This window comes from Nocardia sp. NPDC058176 (assembly GCF_042883805.1).
Lineage (GTDB): Bacteria > Actinomycetota > Actinomycetes > Mycobacteriales > Mycobacteriaceae > Nocardia.
Genome location: NZ_JBHVVA010000001.1, coordinates 1493896 through 1510770, shown reverse-complemented (window position 1 = coordinate 1510770; position 16875 = coordinate 1493896). Strand labels below are relative to the sequence as shown.

Here is a 16875-nt window from a genome sequence, read left to right as displayed (position 1 = left end):
ATGGAAGCTGTGCGCCCTGGCCAGCCTCGCTTCACCGGTAAGGGATCGACTTGTCCGGCCGGACGCCCGAGGGCTCTACGGGGACATGTACCTGGATGCCCACGCGGCGGTGATCGGGGTCGACGGCATCGCGCATTCTGTCCCCGCCGACGCTCGGTTGATGTCGATCCGGGCGACTCGTCCGCCGCTGGTGACGATGTCGATGATCGCGAGCAGGTGACCGCCCGGAGCGATGACCTGGGCCCATCGATCGTCGACGAGCATCGGTGTGCTCGCTCTGATGCGGTCGGCGAATCGGGTCGTCTCCTCGGCGACCGCGGCGGCGCCGGAGACGATCGAGGGTGTGCCGGGTGGGAGGAGGGCCGGATCGGCGGTTCGGACACAGTCCGCGGTCATCAGCGACAGCATTCGGTCGATGTCGCCGCCGGCCGCCGCGGCGAGGAAGGCATCGATGACCGCGTGGTCGGTGGGCGGGGCGGTGGCGTGCTGGGCGGGGGTGGTCCGGGTGATTCGGGCGCGTGCGCGGCTGGCGTGCTTCTTGGCACTGTCCGGGCTGGTGCCGAGCGTCTCCGCCACCGCATGGAACGGGATGTCGAACAGATCGTGGAGAACGTAGGCGACGCGCTGTGGCGGCGTCAGCTGATGCAGGACCACCATCAGCGCTCGGCCGACGCGTTCCTGTCGCAGATAGTGCTCGTCGGCCGCGAGCGCCTCGGCGGGGATCAGGTCGGCGAGCAGGGGTTCTTCCCGTCGGCGCTGCCGTGCCCTGAGCTGGTCGAGGCAGATGCGGGTCACGACGGTGGTCAGCCAGGCCGCGGGGTTCCTGAGCTCACCGGGGTCGCCGGTCGATGCTTTGAGCCAGGTGGCCTGCACGGCGTCTTCCGCGTCGTGGATCGAGCCGAGCAGACGGAACGCGATCGCGGTCAATCGCGGGCGTTCTGTTTCGAATTCGGCAGCTGTAACCACCGGGTGTCACCTTTCCGGAGTGCGGGACGTCGGGATGGACGAGACCACCATCTCGATTCCGATGCTCGACGCCACCAGAGGAGGCACCCCGCCGATGACCCTACAAAACGCCCTACTCGTCGCCACGATCGCGTGCATCGCGGCCAACGCGTTCATCGCCGTCGCCGACTATGCCAAGGCGGAGTTCGTGGTGAAGAACTCCGGCGAAGTCCACCTTCCCGCGAGCACTCTGCCCTACCTCGCGACCGCGAAACTGGCCGGTGCGCTCGGTCTCGTCGTCGGAGCGACCGTGATCCCGTGGCTGGGCGTAGCGGCCGGGGCGGGTTTGATCCTGTTCTTCGTCGGCGCCGTGATCGCGCATCTGCGAGCGCGCGTGCTCTACAAGATCGCCTTCCCTGGCCTGTTCCTGCTGCTCGCCGTCGCCGCGACCGCCTACATGATCGACCTCGCGACCGGATCCTGACGCGGGCTAGGGGGCCGTGATGCGTTGGGCGGCAAGGACTGTCGCCGCTCGCTGGGCGGCCAGCTGATCGCCGCCGGAGTGTTCGGCGGCGAGGCGGGCGCGGGTGGCGGTGGTGCGGGCGAGGTCGGTGAGCATGCGCAACAGCAGGGGGGCGGCGATGTCGGCGGTGATCAGGCCCGCGCGCTGGCCGCGGCGCAGTTCGGCGTGTTTGGTCTCGAGCGTGGCGCGCAGTGCCTGGGCGATGTGGTCGCCGGAGGGTTCCAGATCGGCCCAGGCCTGGAGGCGGGCATTGTCGGGGTGGGCGATGAAGTGGTCGAACAGCCGGCCGACGTAGGCGGGCACGTCCTCGGCGCTGAGCGCGGTCTCGGCGCTGGCCTCACCGGTCCAGCGCTCGGTGACCGCGGCGTAGAGTTCGTTCTTCCCGGGAAAATAGGCGTAGAGACGGTCCTTGCTGGCGCGCGCCGCCGCCGCGATCCGGTTGATCCGGGCGCCCGCGATACCATACCGCGCGAACTCCGCCTTCGCCGCGGCCAGTATTCGTTCCCTGGTCGCCGCCCCTGCCGCACGCATGGCCGAATGGTACCCCTTGCCGAACCATCTGGTTCGGAACTATGGTCGATTCGCGAACCGCATGGTTGGCGATCGGTGAGACGAGGACACGATGGGCGCGGACAAGCCACGCTGGCAACAACTCCGGGAACAGGCCGAGGGGGTCTCGACCACCGAACTGGACGACCTGTGGACCCGGCTACGCCCGGCCCGCGCCGAAGAGATCCTCGGCTCCTGGCACGGTGACGCCTTCCAGACCGGTCATCCGCTGTGCCGGGCCCTGCCCGCGAGCCGGTGGTACGGCAAGGACTTCCTCGCCGTCGACGATGCCAAGCCGCTGATCTGTCGCGCCGAGGACGGCACGCTGTTCTCGAATGTCGAACTGGGACAGGGCGAGGCGACGCTGTGGAACATCGAGTTCCGCGGCGAGGTCACCGCGACCATGGTCTACGACGGCCGCGCCGTGTTCGACCACTTCAAATGGCTCGACGCCACCACGCTGATGGGCATCATGAACGGGCGCGCCGAGCTGGTCCTGTCCCGCGGCGAGCACTTCTACTTCCTGCTGGAACGGGTGTCCTGATGCGCACCACGGCAGTGCTGTCCCGCGATCCGAAGGCGGAGTTCTCGATCGAGCCGGTCGAGATCGACGAACCCCGAGCGGGGGAGATCCTGGTGCGGATCACCGCCGCCGGGATCTGCCACACCGACTTGGCGACCCGCCGCGCCGGCGCCGCCGACCGGCCGATCCTGCTCGGGCACGAGGGCGCGGGCGTGGTCGAGGCGGTCGGACCCGAGGTGCGTACCGCGCGTCCCGGCGACCATGTGGTGCTGACGTTCCGGCACTGCGGCGCCTGCGCCAACTGCACCGCCGGACGCCCGGCCTACTGCCATCGGTCCGTCGCGCTCAACCAGTTCGGCCGCCGCGGCCACGACTTCCCCCGGCTGACCGTTGACGGCGCGCCGATCCTGGACGGATTCTTCGGCCAGTCCAGCTTCGCCGGCTACGCCCTGACCACCCAGGACAACACCATCGTGGTCGACCCCGCGGTGGACCTGGCGCTGGCGGCGCCGTTCGGCTGCGGCTTCCAGACCGGCGCGGGCGCGGTGCTCAACGCATTGCGTCCCGAGCCGGGCGCGTGGCTCGCCGTGTACGGGGCGGGCGCGGTCGGCATGGCCGCGCTGCTGGCCGCCCGCACCATCGCCGGGGTCCAGGTGGTCGTCGTCGAAACGTCCTCCGCGCGTCGGGAACTCGCGCTCGAACTGGGCGCCGAAGCCGCGCTCGACCCCGCCGACGGAGAGACCGTGGCGCGCATCCGCGAACTCACCGGTGGCGGCGCAACCCACGCGCTGGACACCACCGGCATCCCGGCCGTGCTCGGGGACGCGGTGGCCGCGCTCGGCATCGGTGCCACGGTGGTCGCCGTCGGCCTCGGACTCGGTACCCCGCCGATCGACGTCAGCGATATCGTGCTGCGCGGCAAGACGATTCGTGGCTGCCTCGAAGGCGACAGCGTCCCGGCCGCGTTCGTTCCGCATCTGCTCGACCTGCACGCCGAGGGCCGGTTCCCGGTGGAGCGGCTCATCACGCGCTACCCGCACGCCGAGATCGCCACGGCGCTGGCCGACCAGCGCGCGGGCCGAGTGGTCAAGCCGGTGCTGACATGGTGAGCATCCTGCCCGGCGACACCCGGGCCGAAGCCGCCCGGGCCGAACGACGCCGGATCGTGCTCACCGCCGCCAGGGAGATCTTCGTGGTGTACGGCTATCACGGCGCGAGCATGGACGACATCAGCACCAGGGCCGGGATGAGCAAACCGGTGCTGTACACGCACTTTCCGAGCAAGCTGGACCTCTATCTGGCCGTGCTGCAGATCTATCTGGACCGGATGGTCGATGGCACTCGCGAGGCGCTGAACTGCCCGCCGGGGGAGCAGAAGGTGCGGCGCGCCGTGCTGTCCTACTTCGACTTCGTCGACCAGGACGCGGGCGGGCACACCCTGGTCTTCGAATCGGCGGTGCCCAGCGAACCGGTGGTGCGGTGGCGGGTGCGCAACGCGATGGCCGAATGCGCGGTGCTGGTCAGCGCCGAGTTGCGCGCGCGGGGAATGCCGGACGCACGGGCCTACACCTGCGCGTTCGGCCTGGTCGGGGCCAGTCACGCGGCCGCGCGCCACTGGCTCGACGCCGGGCGGCCGATTCCGAAGGACGACGCGGTCGACACCACGGTCGCGCTGTACTGGACCGGCCTGTCCGGAATCCGGCAGGCGGCCGCTCAGTTCGCGGCGGCGGGCAACGGGGAACCGTCGAGCAACTCGTCGCTGGGGAGCTGACCCACCAGCACCGCCAGCGCGCGCTTCCAGCGCCGCACGACGGCCTCGCGTTCACCGAGGGTGCCGGTGAGCATGGCCGTCATCGACAGGCCGGTCAGCAGGTCGATGGTGAACTCGACCAGGATCTCCGCGCGTGGGTCGGAGGCATAGGGCTCGCCGAGCACCTCGACGTAGAGCCTGCGCATCTCGGTGAAGACCCGCCGCTCCTCGTGCACGAGCCGTTCGCGCAGTTCGGCGTCGGTGCGCGCGGCGACCCACAGATCCAGCGCGGTGAAGAAGGCCGGGCTGTTGAGATCGCGCCAGGCCAGATCGACGACGGACTGCAGCCGGTCGCGGCCGGGCGGGAGCAGTTCGGCCTCGTGCCGGAATCGCGCCAGCCGGATGTCGACGACCTCGGTGGTCGCCGCGATGAGCAGTTCTGCCCTGGTGGGGAAGTGGTGCTGCACGGTGCCGCGGGCGAGTCCGGCCCGCTCCTGCACCGCGCTCACGGTGGTGGCCGCGTAGCCGCGTTCGAGCAGGCATTCCGCGGTGCAGGCCAAGATTCTGGCCCTGGTCGAGGCCCGGCGCTCGGCCTGGGTGCGGCGGGGTCGTTGCACGGTCACCCGAGAAATCGTACGCCCTGACGGTTGTTTGCGGGATACTGTGACGGCGGTCTCGGCCTCGGACCGAAGACATCCACTATTGACGACGAGCGTCCGAGCTGATGCAATCAACAAACCGTACGCAGTAACTGTTTCCTGGACGAAGGGCTGCGATGACGCAGATCTCCTACAGTCGCCGAGGTAGCGGCTCGCCGATCGTGCTCGTGCACGGTCTCGGCAGCCGCTGGCAGGTGTTCACGCCGATCCTGGACCGACTCGCCGAACAGCACGAGGTGATCGCGGTCGATCTCCCCGGCTTCGGCGAATCCCCGGCGCTGGACGGGGTGCGACCCGGTCCGCGCGGCTACGCCGACTGGCTCACCCGATGGCTGTCCGACAACGACATCCGCCGCCCGCACGTGGTCGGCAGTTCGATGGGCGGTGGCATCGCGATCGAACTCGGCCGTTCCGGGCTGGCCTCGGCGGTCACCGCCTTCTCGCCGATCGGCTTCTACGGCACCGCCGGACGGCGCTGGACCCAGGGGCTGCTCACCGGCATGCGCGGTGCCGCCCGTCTGGCCGGTCCCGTCCTCGGCCGGGCGGTCGACCACCGGATCGGACGGTTCGCGCTGCTCTCGTCCATGTTCGGCAAACCCGACCGCGTCACCCCCGAGGCGGCGCGCATGGACCTGGCCGGACTCGCGGGCGCCACGGCGTTCACCGCGGCCCGCGACGACTTCGACAACTACACGCTGAACCCGGGTGAGGATTTCGGTGCGCTGCGCGAGATCCCGGTGACCATCGCCTGGGGCACCCGCGATGTCGTGCTGATCCATCGCACGCAGAGCGCACGCGCCCGCGTGGTGCTGCCGTTCGCGCGGCACGTCGATCTGCCCGGCTGTGGGCACCTGCCCTTCAGTGACGAACCGGACGGGTGCGCGCGCCTGGTCCTCGAGAACGTGAGGCAGATGTGAAGCCCTCCATCGCGGTCATCGGTAGCGGTTTCGGCGGTCTGGCCGCCGTCATCGAGTTGAAGAAGCAGGGCTTCGAGGACATCGTGGTGTTCGAGAAGGCCGACGAGGTCGGCGGTGTGTGGCGGGAGAACACCTATCCCGGCGCGGCCTGCGATGTGCCCTCGCCGTTCTACTCCTATTCCTTCGAGCCGAATCCGCGCTGGCCGCACCGTTTCTCGCGGCAGCCGGTGATTCTCGACTACATCCGGCACGTGACCGACAAGTACGACGTGCGCCGCCACATCCGCTTCGGCACCGAGGTCGTGGGCGCCGCCTTCGACGAGGCGGCGGGGAAGTGGACCGTCGAGCTGAGCACGGGGGAGCCGGTGGTCGTCGACGTGCTGGTCTCGGCGGTCGGTCAGCTGTCGCGGCCCGCACTGCCCGCCATCGAGGGCCGGGACTCCTTCGCGGGCACCAGTTTCCACTCCGCGCAGTGGGATCACGATGTCGATTTGGCGGGCAAGCGGGTCGCGGTGATCGGCACCGGGGCCAGCGCGATCCAGTTCGTGCCCGAGATCCAGCCGAAGGTGGAGACGCTGACGCTGTTCCAGCGGACCGCGCCCTACATCATCCCGCGCCCGGATCGCGAGTTCTCCGCACGCCACCACCGGGTGTTCGAGAAGCTGCCGGTGACCGAATTGGCCGAGCGCGGCACCTGGTACGGCGTGGTCGAAGGGCTCAGCCTGGCCTGGGTCTACGCCAAGCCGCTCGCCGCCGCGATCCGTGGCGTGTCCAAGTGGCACATGCGCAGGCAGACCAAGGCCAAGCCCGGCCTGTTCGAGAAGGTGTGGCCGGACTACCCGATCGGCTGCAAGCGAATCCTGTTCTCCGACAACTATCTTCCCGCGCTCGCGGAGCCGAATGTCGACGTGGTGACCGAGCGGATCGACCGGATCACGCCGTCAGGGGTGCGCACCGCCGACGGGCGCGAGCACGAGGTCGACGTGATCATCTGGGGGACCGGGTTCAAGACGACCGAATTCCTCGCGCCGATGTCGATCACCGGCGTCGGGGGTCATCCGCTGACCGAGGAATGGCGCGAGGGCGCGCACGCCTACTTCGGCATGACCGTGCCGCAGTTTCCGAATCTGTTCCTGATGTACGGCCCCAACACCAATACCGGTGGCGGGTCGATCATCTACTTCCTGGAGGCGCAGGCGAAGTACCTGGGCCGCTACGTCGCCCACCTCGCCGCGACCGGCAAGGCGCTGACCGTGCGCCGTGACGTCGAGAAGGCCTACGACGCGCGCATCCAGGCAGAGCTCACCAACAGCGTGTGGAGCCAGTGTTCGTCGTGGTATCGCCAGGCCGACGGCCGGATCACCACCAACTGGCCGCTGCTGGGCATCCAGTACAAGAAGCAGGCGCGGTTCGACCCCGCCGATTACGAGGTGATGGCTCGATGAGTACCTACGACTACGACGTGATCGTCGTCGGTTCCGGCTTCGGCGGGAGCGTGAGCGCGCTGCGCCTGACCGAGAAGGGCTACCGGGTCGGCGTTCTCGAATCCGGGCGCCGCTGGGACGCCGACACCTACCCGAAGACCAACTGGAACATCCCCAAGGCGATCTGGGCGCCGCGACTCGGCCTGACCGGTCCGCAGCGGATCAGCGCGCTGGGCAAGTGCCTGGTGTTCAGCGGAGCGGGTGTCGGCGGTGGCTCGCTGATCTACGGCAACACGCTCTACGAGCCGCTGCCGGAGTTCTATCGCGACAACGCCTGGGCGCACATCACCGACTGGAAGACCGAGCTCGCGCCGTACTACGACCAGGCCAAACGGATGCTCGGGGTCGTCGAGAACCCGCGGCTGGGCCCGAAAGACGAAGTGCTGCTGCAGGTCGCGCGCACCCTCGATGTCGCCGACACCTTCCACCGCACCCACGTGGGCGTCTTCTTCAACGAGGGCAAGGAAGGCGTGGAGGTCGACGATCCGTACTTCGGTGGGGTCGGCCCGCGCCGGGCCGGGTGCATCCACTGCTCGGAATGCTTCACCGGCTGCAAGCACAACGCCAAGAACACCACCACGCTCAACTACCTGCACCTGGCGGAAAGCAAAGGCGCGCAGGTACATCCGCTGACCACGGTGACCTCGGTGGCACCGGACGGGCGGGGTGGTTACCGGGTGGAGACCGTGCAGTCCAACGGCTGGCTGCGCAAGGAACGTCGCACGTTCACCGCCGAGCAGGTGGTCTTCGCCGCGGCCGCTCTCGGCACCCAGAAGCTGCTGCACAAGCTGCGCGGAGACGGCACGCTGCCCGCGCTGTCGCCGCGACTCGGGGAACTGACCCGCAGCAATTCCGAGGCGATCATCGGCGTCACCAGCAAGTCGCGCCGCGACTTCGCCCAGGGCGTCGCGATCACCTCCTCGATCCACCCGGAACCGCAGACCCACGTCGAGGTGTGCACCTACGGCAAGGGCCAGAACGCGCTGTTCCTGCAGACCGTGCCGATGGTCGACGGTGGCGCGTTCCGGTTCCTGCGGCTGCTGCTGACCATCCTGTTGCACCCGATCCAGTTCCTGCGCTCGCAGAACGCGCACGGCGCCTCGGATCGATCGGTGATCCTGCTGGTCATGCAGTCGCTGGACAACTCGCTGACCTCGTACCTGAAGGGGCGACGGCTGGTCACCAAACAGGGCAGCGGACAACCCAATCCCGAATGGATCCCACAGGCGCACGACATCGCCCGCCGCTACGCCGCCGAATCCGACGCCATCACCGGCAACATCGCCACCGACATCTTCAACATCCCCGCCACCGCCCACTACATCGGCGGCTGCACCATCGGCGACTCCCGCGAGACCGGGGTGATCGACGGCTACCAGCGCGTCTTCGGCTACCCGGGCCTGCACATCGCCGACGGGAGCGCGATCACCGCCAATCTCGGCGTGAACCCCTCGCTCACCATCACCGCCCAGGCCGAACGCGCGATGGCGTACTGGCCCAACAAGGGCGAGCCGGACCCGCGGCCCGAACTCGGCAAGGCCTACCAGCGGATCAGTCCCGTGGTCCCGGGCCGCCCGGTCGTGCCCGAGTCCGCGCCCGGCGCCCTGCGCCTGCCCGTCTGAACCCCTCGGAGGACTTCGTGACCGCGACCGATCAACTCACCGGGCTCGAGCCCGCCTGCACCCGCGAGGACGCCCTCGCCTTCTTCGACAGCCTGCCGCCGGTGCCCGTCACCGACCTGACCGGTCGCTGGCACGGCCGCGAACTGGCCACCGGCCACCGGCTCGACGGGCTGCTCGAGGCCTCGGGCTGGTACGGCAAACAATTCGACGACGCCGAGCGCGTGCACCCGCTGCTGTTCCGCGATCCGGGCGGCGACATCTTCGCCGTCGACCCCAAGCGGGTTCCGCTCGGCGTCGCCGACAAGGTGCCCGCCGCGCTCGTCGACCGGGGACGCGGCCTGCTCGGCGTGCTCAAACCGGCACTGCGCACCCGCAGGTACCGGGCGCGCCTGCGGTCGGTGGAACACCGCGGGGTGGTGACCACGGCGATGGTCTACGACCACCTGCCGATCATCGACGTGTTCCGGCGCGTCGACGCCGACACCGTGCTCGGCGTCATGGACTTCCGCGACATTCCCGAACCGTATTTCTTCGTCCTCGCCCGGGACTGAGCGGGCGATTCGGGGTTGTCCCTGATGTGGTGGCCGCGTCCGCGCGCCAGACTGGGCAGAAGTCGGTCGGCGAGAGGGAGCGGATGAGACAACCCAGTGGTGCGGAGATCGCGGCGATCTACGACAAGAACGCGGCGGCCTACGACCAGCAGATCGGCTGGTTCGAGCGGGTCGTACTCGGCGACGCGCGCCACTGGGTCACCGCGCGAGCCACCGGGAAGGTGGTGGAGTTCGCGGTCGGCACCGGGTTGAATCTGCCGAACTACGGCGCCGAGGTTCGCCAGGTCATCGGGATCGACCTGTCCTCACGCATGCTCGGCATCGCGGGTGAACGTGTGCGCCGCCTCGGCCTGACCCACGTCCAGCTGCGCCACGGCGACGTGCAGGACGTCGACCTGCCCGACGGTGTGGTCGACACCGTCGTGTCGACCTTCAGCTTCTGCACCGTCCCCGACCCGGACCGCGCCGCCGCGGAGGCCTTCCGCCTGCTCACTCCTGGTGGCCGATTCGTGCTGGCCGAGCACGGCCCGGCCACCTCGGCACCGTGGCGCACCGTGCTGCGCCTGGCTCAGCCGCTGGCGCTACGTTTCAGTGCCGACCACCTGCTCCGCGATCCGATCCCGTACCTCACCGCCGCCGGATTCGTCATCGAGGAATCCCACCGTGGCGGCCGCGGCGGCATCACCTTCCGCGTGCTCGCCCGCAAACCGGCACTGCTCGCCGGCCCCGATCCCGAGTAGGCTGCGAGTAGGGAAAATCACCGAAAGGACGGTCGGCCATGAACGCCACCAGCCTTCCCCACGAGCACCATTTCCCCGACAACGACCGCACCACCCGATCGCACGTCGGAGAATCGATCGAGGACTATCTGAACTGGCCGGGCCTGCTCCTGGTCGGTATCGGCATCGTCGCCCTCGCCGCCACGCTCACCGCGGCAGGCTACGGTTTCGCGGGCTGGGCGTTGATCGCCGGAATCACCAGCGCCGTCTGCCTGCTCGCCGGCATCTCGATCGTGCTGGCCGAACACAGCCGAATAAAGGCGCTCGAAGGACTACGCCTGCGCGATCCCTGCGGGCACTGACCGCAGCGCTCGTCCGTCCTCGCCGCTGATCGCCCCGCGGGAACCGCCCCTCGGTTCCGGTGCGATCGAAGCGGCCCGCCGCGACGCGCGACGGTGACCGTGGAATGATCGGCCGCATGAGTGGACCGACGAGCACCAAACGACTGCTGGGTCTGTTCGCCGGCGTCGCGATCATCATGCTGCTCGCCAATTGGAGCCCGATGCGGGCGGTCGCGTTCGCGGTGATCTGGTCGATCGCGGCGGCGGTGCTGCTGCTGCGCGACCGGCGCCGGGCGGCGGATTCCCCGGCGACGAATAGCTCGGCCACGGACGGGTAACCTCCGACCACGATCGGTGGAGGTGAACGAGGGAGGTGGCATGCGGGCTGACGATCGCGACATCGCACCCCGGTCGGCTTCCGTCGGTTTCCAGGTTCCCGCCCACCTCGACCAGCTGACCATGGTGCACGCGCTCGCCGAGACCGTCCTGCTCGTCGGCGGATTCGCGCTCGACGAGGTCACCGACCTGCTGCTCGCCGTGGACGAGGTGGTCACCGCACTGGTCCTGGTCGCGGCCCCCGATTCGCGCATCGACTGCTCGTTCACCGGTGGCGACGGCGCGCTCGGCGCCCGCGTCACCGCGGTGTCGACCACCGATTCCCCGATCGACGAACACGCCTTCGGCTGGCACGTGGTGGCCACCCTCACCGATGCTCTCCGCACCGAATGCGCCCCCTTCGACCAGGACCGCAACGGGTATCCGACCACGGTCGAATTCGGCTGGATCCGCCGCTCGCACGGCCCCTCCGCACCCTGATCGCCGCCCCGGACATCGGGCCGGGGGGAGTATTCTCGGTAGCGATCGGGTACCCCTCGTACATCCGAAGCCACCGAATGGAGGCACATGGTGATTACCGGGGAAGCTACGACATCCCAGATTTCGACGGCACGGCGTTCGCATTCGCGCGGCGACAGCTACGACAACATCGAGCCGTGGTTCGAGAAGCTGCGCGACCTGCCACCCGACGATCCGCACTACGACGACGTCCGCGAAGAGGTGATCCGGCGGTGTCTGCCGCTGGCCGATCACATCGCGCGCAAGTTCACCGGGCGCGGCGAGCTGTTCGACGATCTGGAGCAGACGGCACGGGTCGGCCTGGTCCTCGCGGTCGACCGCTACGACGTGAGCCGTGGTTCCTCGTTCCTGTCGTTCGCGATTCCGACGATCATGGGTGAGGTGCGCAGGCACTTCCGCGATCACACGTGGGCGGTGCGCGTCCCGCGCCGGCTCAAGGAGATCCAGCTCAGGATCGGACCGGCCACCGAGGAGCTGTCCCAGCGCCTCGGCAGGCTGCCCAACGCCCGGGAGCTCGCCGACGAGCTGGAGGTCGACCTGATCGAGGTCACCCGCACGCTGGTCGCGGGCAACGGCTATCAGACCAACTCGATCGACGGTGTCACCCAGGACGATCGGGACAACTCCTCGCAACCCATCGCCGACACCCTCGGTGTCGAGGAGCCCTGCTATCAGCTCACCGAGGACGCGATGGCGGTGCGCCCGCTGATCGCCGCGCTGCCCGCCGAGGAGCGGCAGGTGCTGATCATGCGGTTCTACGAGGCCAAGACGCAGAACCAGATCGCCGAGGCGCTCGGCGTCTCCCAGATGCAGGTGTCGCGCATCCTGGCGCGCACGCTGCACTCGTTGCGCGAGCAGGCGCTGGAGGAACACTCTTCCGTGTCGTGACAGCGGCGGTTCCACGTGCCAGACTTGGTGCAGGTTGAGACTTCCAGCCGACCCCCGGTTCACGTGCGCGACATCCGGACAGTCGGTCAGACCTGTCGGCACGCACGAATCGGGATCCCTGTCGCACAGGAGGTTCTATGTCTGTCGTCACGGATCGCAGGCGTTCCAGCCGGCTCCGCTGGTACGGCGGATCCTCGCCGCACGACGAAGCCTCGCTGCGCATCGACGAACCCGGTAGACACGGTTGCTGGGTGTTGCGGGCGGGGAGCGAACTCGACGCGGCGCGTCAGCCGCAGTTCTCGGCGCTGTTGGCCCGTTCGATGCGTTCGGGCGCGCACGTGGTGGTGCTCGATCTGCGCGGCACCGATTTCCTGAGCATCCGGGTGGCCGCGCTGCTGGGTCAGGCCAAATCCGACGCCTGGCGCCTCGGCGTGGAATTGCGGCTGCTCACCGGGAGCAGGGAAGTCGAGCGGGCGCTGCAGCTGGCCGGGGTGCGGCCGCTGTTCCGGTACTACCTGTCGGTCGACGACGCGACGTGCTCAGAAACCGGCCAGCGCTGAGGCCAGGTCGGGCACCTCGAGGATCTGGATCGCCTGCTCGCGCAATTCGGGACAGTGCTGGCTGGTCACCGTGTCGACCACGGCCCGGTTGCGGGCCACCGCGGCATTGATGCCGCCGCTGCGCGCCGCCCAGTTGTGCACCGTGCCGTTGAACGACACCCTGGCCACGGCCGTGCCCTGGGTGCGCCAGTTGTCGAGTTCGGGCGCGATCATGTCGCACAGGTGCTGACCGGCCGCGTCGGAGACCTCGGGGGAGTCGGCCGGTACGGGCGGAAGGCCGGGGTCGGGGGCTTCGGTGCTCGTCGCGCACCCGGCGACGGCGAGAACGCCGATCAGGACGGCACCCGTTAGACGTGTGATCATGGCGCGATCAGCTCCGTTCGCCGTAGTTGCCCTGCGACGGGCGAGTGCCCCGTCCCGGCTCGGCCAAACGGCGTTTGGCCGACGGTATCGAGGGTAGGCGCTGGGTGACCCACTCCGGCGGAATTCGATCATCCTGGGAGGAGGCACGCCGTGGTCTCGAGCGAGCGGATCGTCGCGGATTCACGACACTCGGCCTCGGTCCACGTCCGGATCGGGGCCGAACTCGAGCAGCTGGTGCTGGTGCGCGCCATCACCGAAACAGCCGCTCTCCTCGCCGATTTCACCCTCGACGAGGTTGCCGACATCCGGATGGCACTCGACGAGGCGGCGACCTGCCTGATTCTGGCCGCCGTGCCCGGCTCGCAGATCCGGTGCGACCTCACCGCCGACGGCTTCCGCCTGCGGATCACCGTGCGCGCGGTGTGCGCCGAGCCCGACCCCGTCGACGAGTCCGGGTTCGGCTGGAATGTGCTGCATTCGATCACCGATCATCTGGCGGTCGAGTACGCGCCCTACGACGCGGTTCGCGGCGGTTGGCCCGTGGTCGTGACGTTCAGCCGCGTGCGGCGGGTGCGCCGGTGACCGGCCCGGCCTGGCGCAGCGAGCTCCGGTCCGCGCGCCAACAGCTCAGTACGTGCTCGGCGAAGCGGTCCTCGAGCAGCGTGGTCGCCTGGATGCCGAACACGATCGGTGCGACCGAATCGGGCTCGGCGGCAAGCAGTTCGGCGATCACCTCACGGCGCATCACCTGCTCGTGCACGGCGTCGGCCTCGATGTGCTCGGTGTAGAAGTGCGCGCACGCCGGATGCGGGAGCAGCGTGCGCGCCAGGGCGGCGAGACGGCGCGAGGCGGGCGAGGAGGTGATCTCGGTGGCGGCGAAATGGCCGACCGAGGCGGCGCGTAACCCGCGGTGCAGCCCGAACAGCGACATCATGTCGACCAGGGCGAGCATGGGCGCGGGGACGACGTCGAGGTAGTGCAGGTAGCCCGGCGCGAGGTCGGCGCCGGCGAGCAGGTCGGCGAACAGCCGCGCGTGCACGCGCTCGCCACGACCGCCGCCGAACTCGTCGAACTCCACCGCGACCAGCGCCGCTTTCGCCTGACCGCGCAGCCGGGGGATGACCCACGCGTACGGGTCGGCTTCGATGTGGTGGTAGATCGACCGGTGCACGAAGTATTCGCGGAGGTGATCGGGGGTGCCGTGCTCGGCGAGGAATCCGGCGATGCCGTCGGTGTCGCGGGTCGGCTCCAGCAGCCGGTCGAGTTCGGCGTCGACATCGTCGCCGCCGGGTACGTCGGCGCGCAGGGCATCGAGGAATCGCTGTTCCAGATCGCGGCGCAGGCGCAGGAGTCCGGGGTCCCACTCCCAGTTCTCGTCGACCTCGGCGAAGCCCTGGTAGTGCAGTTCGTAGCAGGTGTGCAGGGCCAGCAGCAGGTCCTCGCCGTACGGATCGGCGTCGGTGACGGTCGGGGCAGCCGAACCCGGTGGGCGAGTGAGCAATTCGGCGACGGCGGCGGAGAGCTCGCCGCGCGGGACGGGCAGGCGGCGGGTGTCGACGGTGCTGGTCATCGGTCGGTGCTTCCGGGTGCGCGGCGGCGTGCGCGGCGGTGGCTGGTGTCGCAGAGCGGGTAGTTCGCCGAGCGGCGGCACAGACACAGCGCCACCCGGAACCGGTCGCAGTGCAGCACCGTGCCGTCGGCGGTGACGAGGTCGATCGGGCCGTCGACGAGGGCGGGGCCGTCGTCGGTGAGCACGATACGCCTGCGGTCAGGCGGGGTCGGCGACGACGGGGGACGGGGTTCGGTCGGCACGGATCACCACCAGTCGCTCATCGTCCTGCCCGGGTGCGATGAGGCCGCGGGCGGCCAGCCAGCGGGCGCGGGCCCGCAGTACCGGGCCGAACGGCACGTTACCCGCGGCGATCACGGATGCTCGCGTCCCACGGTCACGCAATTGGGCGAGGCTGCGATCAGCATCGCTGATCGCCGAGTGCACGATCAACCCTACGCCGCGGTCGGTGAGCAGGTCCGGCAGTGTCGCGCACAGCCGGTCGAGCACGCTACGCCCGTCCGGGCCCGCGTCCCAGGCGAGTGCGGGCCCGCCACCGCGATCGTGCTCGGCGGGCACATACGGCGGATTGGCCAGCACCACGTCGAAGCGCGGCAGGCGCAGGGCGGCGGCGAAATCGCCGTGCAGCAACTGCACCGAGACCCCGCGCAACCGGCAGTTCAGCCACGTCGACATCAACGCGTTGCGCGACAGGTCGACCGCGGTGACGGTGTGGGCCCCCGCCCTGGCCGCAGCCAGGGTCACCACCCCTGTACCGGCGCACACCTCGAGCACTCGGCCGCCGCGCAGTCCGGGGAGCTCACGCAGCGCGCGGGCCAGCAGCCAGGTGTCGGCCTGGGGCCGGTAGACACCAGGTGCCCGGAAGACGATCACCTCACTGGGCTCTCACCCGGCGATGCTCGGCCACTACGATGCCGATGCCGCCGAGCAGGCACACCGCGCACAGGATGCCGGCGACCACCGCCCAGCCCGCGAAGCCGTAGCCCGCGGCCGTGAGGGTCAGCGCGAGCAGCACCAGGCCGACCGCGGCGAGGGCGAAGCCGGGCCAGTTGCGCGCGTCCTCGATGGATTCACCCGCATGGGGGCGGGTGGTCCTGGCATCGTCGGGGAAGTTGTGGTCGGGCTGGTTCATCAGGCGTGTTCCTTTCGCTGCTGCGACACGGTCCTGTTGTCCGCATGCCCCGAAAGCGGCGAACCAATCAGCGACCACGATCGGATGGACCGCGGACGCCGGGCGAACCTAGGATCGGCGGGATCGTGTCCTGGTCGAGGGGGATTGTTGTGTCATCGGTGTGGCCCGAGCCGGAGACGCCGGTGTCCAGGGCGGAGAAGCTCTGGACAGCGCTGGCCAGGCCCGCGGTGTTGATCGTGGTCGTGAGCTGGCTGATCGCACTGGTGTCGATGCTGCTGCCACCCGTGCGGTGGCGCTGGCTGACCATCGGGGTCGGGATCATGGCGCCGCTGTGGTTCGGGTGGCTCTACCTGCGGGCCGAGACGATCTTCCCCGCCGGATACGCGCGGCGGCGACTGCGGGCACGTCCGATCGCGCTGGCCGCCGCGGCGCTGATGGTCGTGGTCGGCTGGGGTCCCGCGTACTGGGGACGGACCGCACCGGTCGACGCCGGTGACGTGCGGACGGGATACTTCGCGCTCCTCGTCGCGTGCGCGGTGGCGTGTCTGGGCCATGCCGTGGTGCAGGTGGGCCGCCTGCGATCGGCCGCGGACGAGTTCGACGCGGCCGAGCACGGTGAGAGTCTGTACCTGCGCGGGTACGGCTGGATCCTGTTCGTCCTGCCGATCACCCTGCTGTTCGGCTGGATCGTCGGCTTCTTCGCGTTCCAGCCCGCGGCCAAGTGGGCGGCCGTCGCGATCGTCACGGTGCTCGTCCTGACCTTCTTGCTCGAGGCCGCGGCGGTGAAGATCGTCACGAAAGTCCATGGCTCCATGGACATCCCGATCATCGTGTTCTTTACGATCGGGGTCGGCGCGTTGCTGGTGTGGTCGGTGCTCCGCCTCGGCGCGGCTCCGCTGCGGCTGTGACGCGTCCCGAGTTCGC

Annotated in this window: 24 protein-coding genes; 16 read left to right on the top strand and 8 right to left on the bottom strand. The window is 69.5% G+C overall.

What is annotated here, in order from left to right; genetic code table 11:
* Positions 1 to 75: 75 nt before the first annotated feature.
* Positions 76 to 966 (bottom strand): sigma-70 family RNA polymerase sigma factor, encoded by an 891-nt coding sequence (locus tag ACFVVM_RS07100; protein ID WP_387614024.1) that lies wholly within the window; start codon positions 964 to 966, stop codon positions 76 to 78.
* A 94-nt stretch (positions 967 to 1060) separates the two neighbouring features.
* Here ACFVVM_RS07100 and ACFVVM_RS07095 point away from each other — a divergent pair, with 94 nt between their 5' ends.
* Entirely contained in the window at positions 1061 to 1429 is a 369-nt protein-coding gene (locus tag ACFVVM_RS07095) for a DoxX family protein (protein ID WP_387616781.1), read from the top strand.
* Positions 1430 to 1435: 6 nt separating this feature from the next.
* Here ACFVVM_RS07095 and ACFVVM_RS07090 read toward each other — a convergent pair whose 3' ends face one another.
* Positions 1436 to 1999, bottom strand: a complete 564-nt coding sequence (locus tag ACFVVM_RS07090) for a TetR family transcriptional regulator (protein WP_387614021.1) — start codon at positions 1997 to 1999, stop codon at positions 1436 to 1438.
* Between the two features lie 91 nt (positions 2000 to 2090).
* Between ACFVVM_RS07090 and ACFVVM_RS07085 the strand changes: the two genes are divergently transcribed.
* From ACFVVM_RS07085 to ACFVVM_RS07075, 3 genes are read left to right on the top strand one after another with little or no spacing between them, the layout of a single operon-like run.
* Complete coding sequence (locus ACFVVM_RS07085; RefSeq protein WP_387614019.1) at positions 2091 to 2561, top strand: DUF4334 domain-containing protein; 471 nt, start codon at positions 2091 to 2093, stop codon at positions 2559 to 2561.
* Positions 2561 to 3649, top strand: coding sequence for an NAD(P)-dependent alcohol dehydrogenase (locus tag ACFVVM_RS07080; protein WP_387614016.1), 1089 nt, complete (start codon positions 2561 to 2563; stop codon positions 3647 to 3649). Before ACFVVM_RS07085 ends, ACFVVM_RS07080 begins: the two co-directional genes overlap by 1 nt.
* Positions 3643 to 4311: a TetR/AcrR family transcriptional regulator gene (locus ACFVVM_RS07075; protein WP_387614013.1), complete on the top strand. Its 669-nt coding sequence runs from the start codon at positions 3643 to 3645 to the stop codon at positions 4309 to 4311. The genes ACFVVM_RS07080 and ACFVVM_RS07075 overlap by 7 nt, the downstream gene beginning before the upstream one ends.
* Here ACFVVM_RS07075 and ACFVVM_RS07070 read toward each other — a convergent pair.
* The gene (locus ACFVVM_RS07070) at positions 4254 to 4913 is read right to left on the bottom strand and encodes a TetR/AcrR family transcriptional regulator (protein ID WP_387614010.1); all 660 of its coding nucleotides are present in this window, start codon (positions 4911 to 4913) and stop codon (positions 4254 to 4256) included. The genes ACFVVM_RS07075 and ACFVVM_RS07070 overlap by 58 nt on opposite strands.
* Positions 4914 to 5065: 152 nt before the next feature.
* Here ACFVVM_RS07070 and ACFVVM_RS07065 point away from each other — a divergent pair, with 152 nt between their 5' ends.
* The 10 genes from ACFVVM_RS07065 (at position 5066) to ACFVVM_RS07020 (ending at position 12886) form a co-directional block, all read left to right on the top strand.
* Positions 5066 to 5866, top strand: coding sequence for an alpha/beta fold hydrolase (locus ACFVVM_RS07065; RefSeq protein ID WP_387614007.1), 801 nt, complete (start codon positions 5066 to 5068; stop codon positions 5864 to 5866).
* Positions 5863 to 7311, top strand: coding sequence for a flavin-containing monooxygenase (locus ACFVVM_RS07060; RefSeq protein ID WP_387614004.1), 1449 nt, complete (start codon positions 5863 to 5865; stop codon positions 7309 to 7311). Before ACFVVM_RS07065 ends, ACFVVM_RS07060 begins: the two co-directional genes overlap by 4 nt.
* Positions 7308 to 8972: a GMC oxidoreductase gene (locus tag ACFVVM_RS07055; protein ID WP_387614002.1), complete on the top strand. Its 1665-nt coding sequence runs from the start codon at positions 7308 to 7310 to the stop codon at positions 8970 to 8972. The genes ACFVVM_RS07060 and ACFVVM_RS07055 overlap by 4 nt, the downstream gene beginning before the upstream one ends.
* A gap of 17 nt (positions 8973 to 8989) precedes the next feature.
* Positions 8990 to 9523: a DUF4334 domain-containing protein gene (locus ACFVVM_RS07050; RefSeq protein ID WP_387613999.1), complete on the top strand. Its 534-nt coding sequence runs from the start codon at positions 8990 to 8992 to the stop codon at positions 9521 to 9523.
* Between the two features lie 83 nt (positions 9524 to 9606).
* On the top strand, positions 9607 to 10263 hold the full coding sequence (locus ACFVVM_RS07045; protein WP_387613996.1) for a class I SAM-dependent methyltransferase: 657 nt from the start codon (positions 9607 to 9609) through the stop codon (positions 10261 to 10263).
* Between the two features lie 38 nt (positions 10264 to 10301).
* Complete coding sequence (locus ACFVVM_RS07040) at positions 10302 to 10604, top strand: hypothetical protein (protein ID WP_387613993.1); 303 nt, start codon at positions 10302 to 10304, stop codon at positions 10602 to 10604.
* Positions 10605 to 10720: 116 nt separating this feature from the next.
* Positions 10721 to 10921: a hypothetical protein gene (locus ACFVVM_RS07035; RefSeq protein WP_387613990.1), complete on the top strand. Its 201-nt coding sequence runs from the start codon at positions 10721 to 10723 to the stop codon at positions 10919 to 10921.
* Between the two features lie 40 nt (positions 10922 to 10961).
* Positions 10962 to 11399, top strand: coding sequence for an anti-sigma factor (locus ACFVVM_RS07030; protein WP_387613988.1), 438 nt, complete (start codon positions 10962 to 10964; stop codon positions 11397 to 11399).
* Between the two features lie 87 nt (positions 11400 to 11486).
* Complete coding sequence (locus tag ACFVVM_RS07025; RefSeq protein WP_387613985.1) at positions 11487 to 12326, top strand: SigB/SigF/SigG family RNA polymerase sigma factor; 840 nt, start codon at positions 11487 to 11489, stop codon at positions 12324 to 12326.
* A 137-nt stretch (positions 12327 to 12463) separates the two neighbouring features.
* The gene (locus ACFVVM_RS07020; RefSeq protein ID WP_387613983.1) at positions 12464 to 12886 is read left to right on the top strand and encodes an STAS domain-containing protein; all 423 of its coding nucleotides are present in this window, start codon (positions 12464 to 12466) and stop codon (positions 12884 to 12886) included.
* Here ACFVVM_RS07020 and ACFVVM_RS07015 read toward each other — a convergent pair.
* Positions 12866 to 13249 (bottom strand): hypothetical protein, encoded by a 384-nt coding sequence (locus ACFVVM_RS07015; RefSeq protein WP_387613980.1) that lies wholly within the window; start codon positions 13247 to 13249, stop codon positions 12866 to 12868. The two genes, ACFVVM_RS07020 and ACFVVM_RS07015, sit on opposite strands and share 21 nt — an antisense overlap.
* Before the next feature lie 150 nt (positions 13250 to 13399).
* Between ACFVVM_RS07015 and ACFVVM_RS07010 the strand changes: the two genes are divergently transcribed.
* Positions 13400 to 13831, top strand: a complete 432-nt coding sequence (locus ACFVVM_RS07010; protein WP_387613977.1) for an ATP-binding protein — start codon at positions 13400 to 13402, stop codon at positions 13829 to 13831.
* Here the strand turns inward: ACFVVM_RS07010 and ACFVVM_RS07005 are convergent.
* The 4 genes from ACFVVM_RS07005 to ACFVVM_RS06990 are packed head-to-tail and all read right to left on the bottom strand — an operon-like array spanning position 13803 to position 15951.
* Positions 13803 to 14819, bottom strand: coding sequence for an iron-containing redox enzyme family protein (locus ACFVVM_RS07005; RefSeq protein WP_387613975.1), 1017 nt, complete (start codon positions 14817 to 14819; stop codon positions 13803 to 13805). The genes ACFVVM_RS07010 and ACFVVM_RS07005 overlap by 29 nt on opposite strands.
* Positions 14816 to 15004 (bottom strand): CDGSH iron-sulfur domain-containing protein, encoded by a 189-nt coding sequence (locus ACFVVM_RS07000; protein WP_387613972.1) that lies wholly within the window; start codon positions 15002 to 15004, stop codon positions 14816 to 14818. Before ACFVVM_RS07000 ends, ACFVVM_RS07005 begins: the two co-directional genes overlap by 4 nt.
* A 13-nt stretch (positions 15005 to 15017) precedes the next feature.
* Positions 15018 to 15692 (bottom strand): HemK2/MTQ2 family protein methyltransferase, encoded by a 675-nt coding sequence (locus ACFVVM_RS06995; RefSeq protein ID WP_387613969.1) that lies wholly within the window; start codon positions 15690 to 15692, stop codon positions 15018 to 15020.
* Between the two features lies 1 nt (position 15693).
* Entirely contained in the window at positions 15694 to 15951 is a 258-nt protein-coding gene (locus ACFVVM_RS06990; RefSeq protein WP_387613967.1) for a hypothetical protein, read from the bottom strand.
* 182 nt (positions 15952 to 16133) lie between these two features.
* Between ACFVVM_RS06990 and ACFVVM_RS06985 the strand changes: the two genes are divergently transcribed.
* Entirely contained in the window at positions 16134 to 16859 is a 726-nt protein-coding gene (locus ACFVVM_RS06985; protein ID WP_387613965.1) for a hypothetical protein, read from the top strand.
* The last annotated feature ends 16 nt before the right edge of the window (positions 16860 to 16875 follow it).

What these genes read in the sequence shown, in the direction of transcription:
- ACFVVM_RS07095 (WP_387616781.1), top strand. Translation starts at nt 1,061, where the DNA reads ATGACCCTACAAAACGCCCTACTCGTCGCCACGATCGCGTGCATCGCG.
- ACFVVM_RS07090 (WP_387614021.1), bottom strand. Translation starts at nt 1,999, where the DNA reads ATGCGTGCGGCAGGGGCGGCGACCAGGGAACGAATACTGGCCGCGGCG.
- ACFVVM_RS07085 (WP_387614019.1), top strand. Translation starts at nt 2,091, where the DNA reads ATGGGCGCGGACAAGCCACGCTGGCAACAACTCCGGGAACAGGCCGAG.
- ACFVVM_RS07080 (WP_387614016.1), top strand. Translation starts at nt 2,561, where the DNA reads ATGCGCACCACGGCAGTGCTGTCCCGCGATCCGAAGGCGGAGTTCTCG.
- ACFVVM_RS07075 (WP_387614013.1), top strand. Translation starts at nt 3,643, where the DNA reads ATGGTGAGCATCCTGCCCGGCGACACCCGGGCCGAAGCCGCCCGGGCC.
- ACFVVM_RS07065 (WP_387614007.1), top strand. Translation starts at nt 5,066, where the DNA reads ATGACGCAGATCTCCTACAGTCGCCGAGGTAGCGGCTCGCCGATCGTG.
- ACFVVM_RS07055 (WP_387614002.1), top strand. Translation starts at nt 7,308, where the DNA reads ATGAGTACCTACGACTACGACGTGATCGTCGTCGGTTCCGGCTTCGGC.
- ACFVVM_RS07045 (WP_387613996.1), top strand. Translation starts at nt 9,607, where the DNA reads ATGAGACAACCCAGTGGTGCGGAGATCGCGGCGATCTACGACAAGAAC.
- ACFVVM_RS07040 (WP_387613993.1), top strand. Translation starts at nt 10,302, where the DNA reads ATGAACGCCACCAGCCTTCCCCACGAGCACCATTTCCCCGACAACGAC.
- ACFVVM_RS07035 (WP_387613990.1), top strand. Translation starts at nt 10,721, where the DNA reads ATGAGTGGACCGACGAGCACCAAACGACTGCTGGGTCTGTTCGCCGGC.
- ACFVVM_RS07030 (WP_387613988.1), top strand. Translation starts at nt 10,962, where the DNA reads ATGCGGGCTGACGATCGCGACATCGCACCCCGGTCGGCTTCCGTCGGT.
- ACFVVM_RS07025 (WP_387613985.1), top strand. Translation starts at nt 11,487, where the DNA reads ATGGTGATTACCGGGGAAGCTACGACATCCCAGATTTCGACGGCACGG.
- ACFVVM_RS07020 (WP_387613983.1), top strand. Translation starts at nt 12,464, where the DNA reads ATGTCTGTCGTCACGGATCGCAGGCGTTCCAGCCGGCTCCGCTGGTAC.
- ACFVVM_RS07015 (WP_387613980.1), bottom strand. Translation starts at nt 13,249, where the DNA reads ATGATCACACGTCTAACGGGTGCCGTCCTGATCGGCGTTCTCGCCGTC.
- ACFVVM_RS07005 (WP_387613975.1), bottom strand. Translation starts at nt 14,819, where the DNA reads ATGACCAGCACCGTCGACACCCGCCGCCTGCCCGTCCCGCGCGGCGAG.
- ACFVVM_RS06990 (WP_387613967.1), bottom strand. Translation starts at nt 15,951, where the DNA reads ATGAACCAGCCCGACCACAACTTCCCCGACGATGCCAGGACCACCCGC.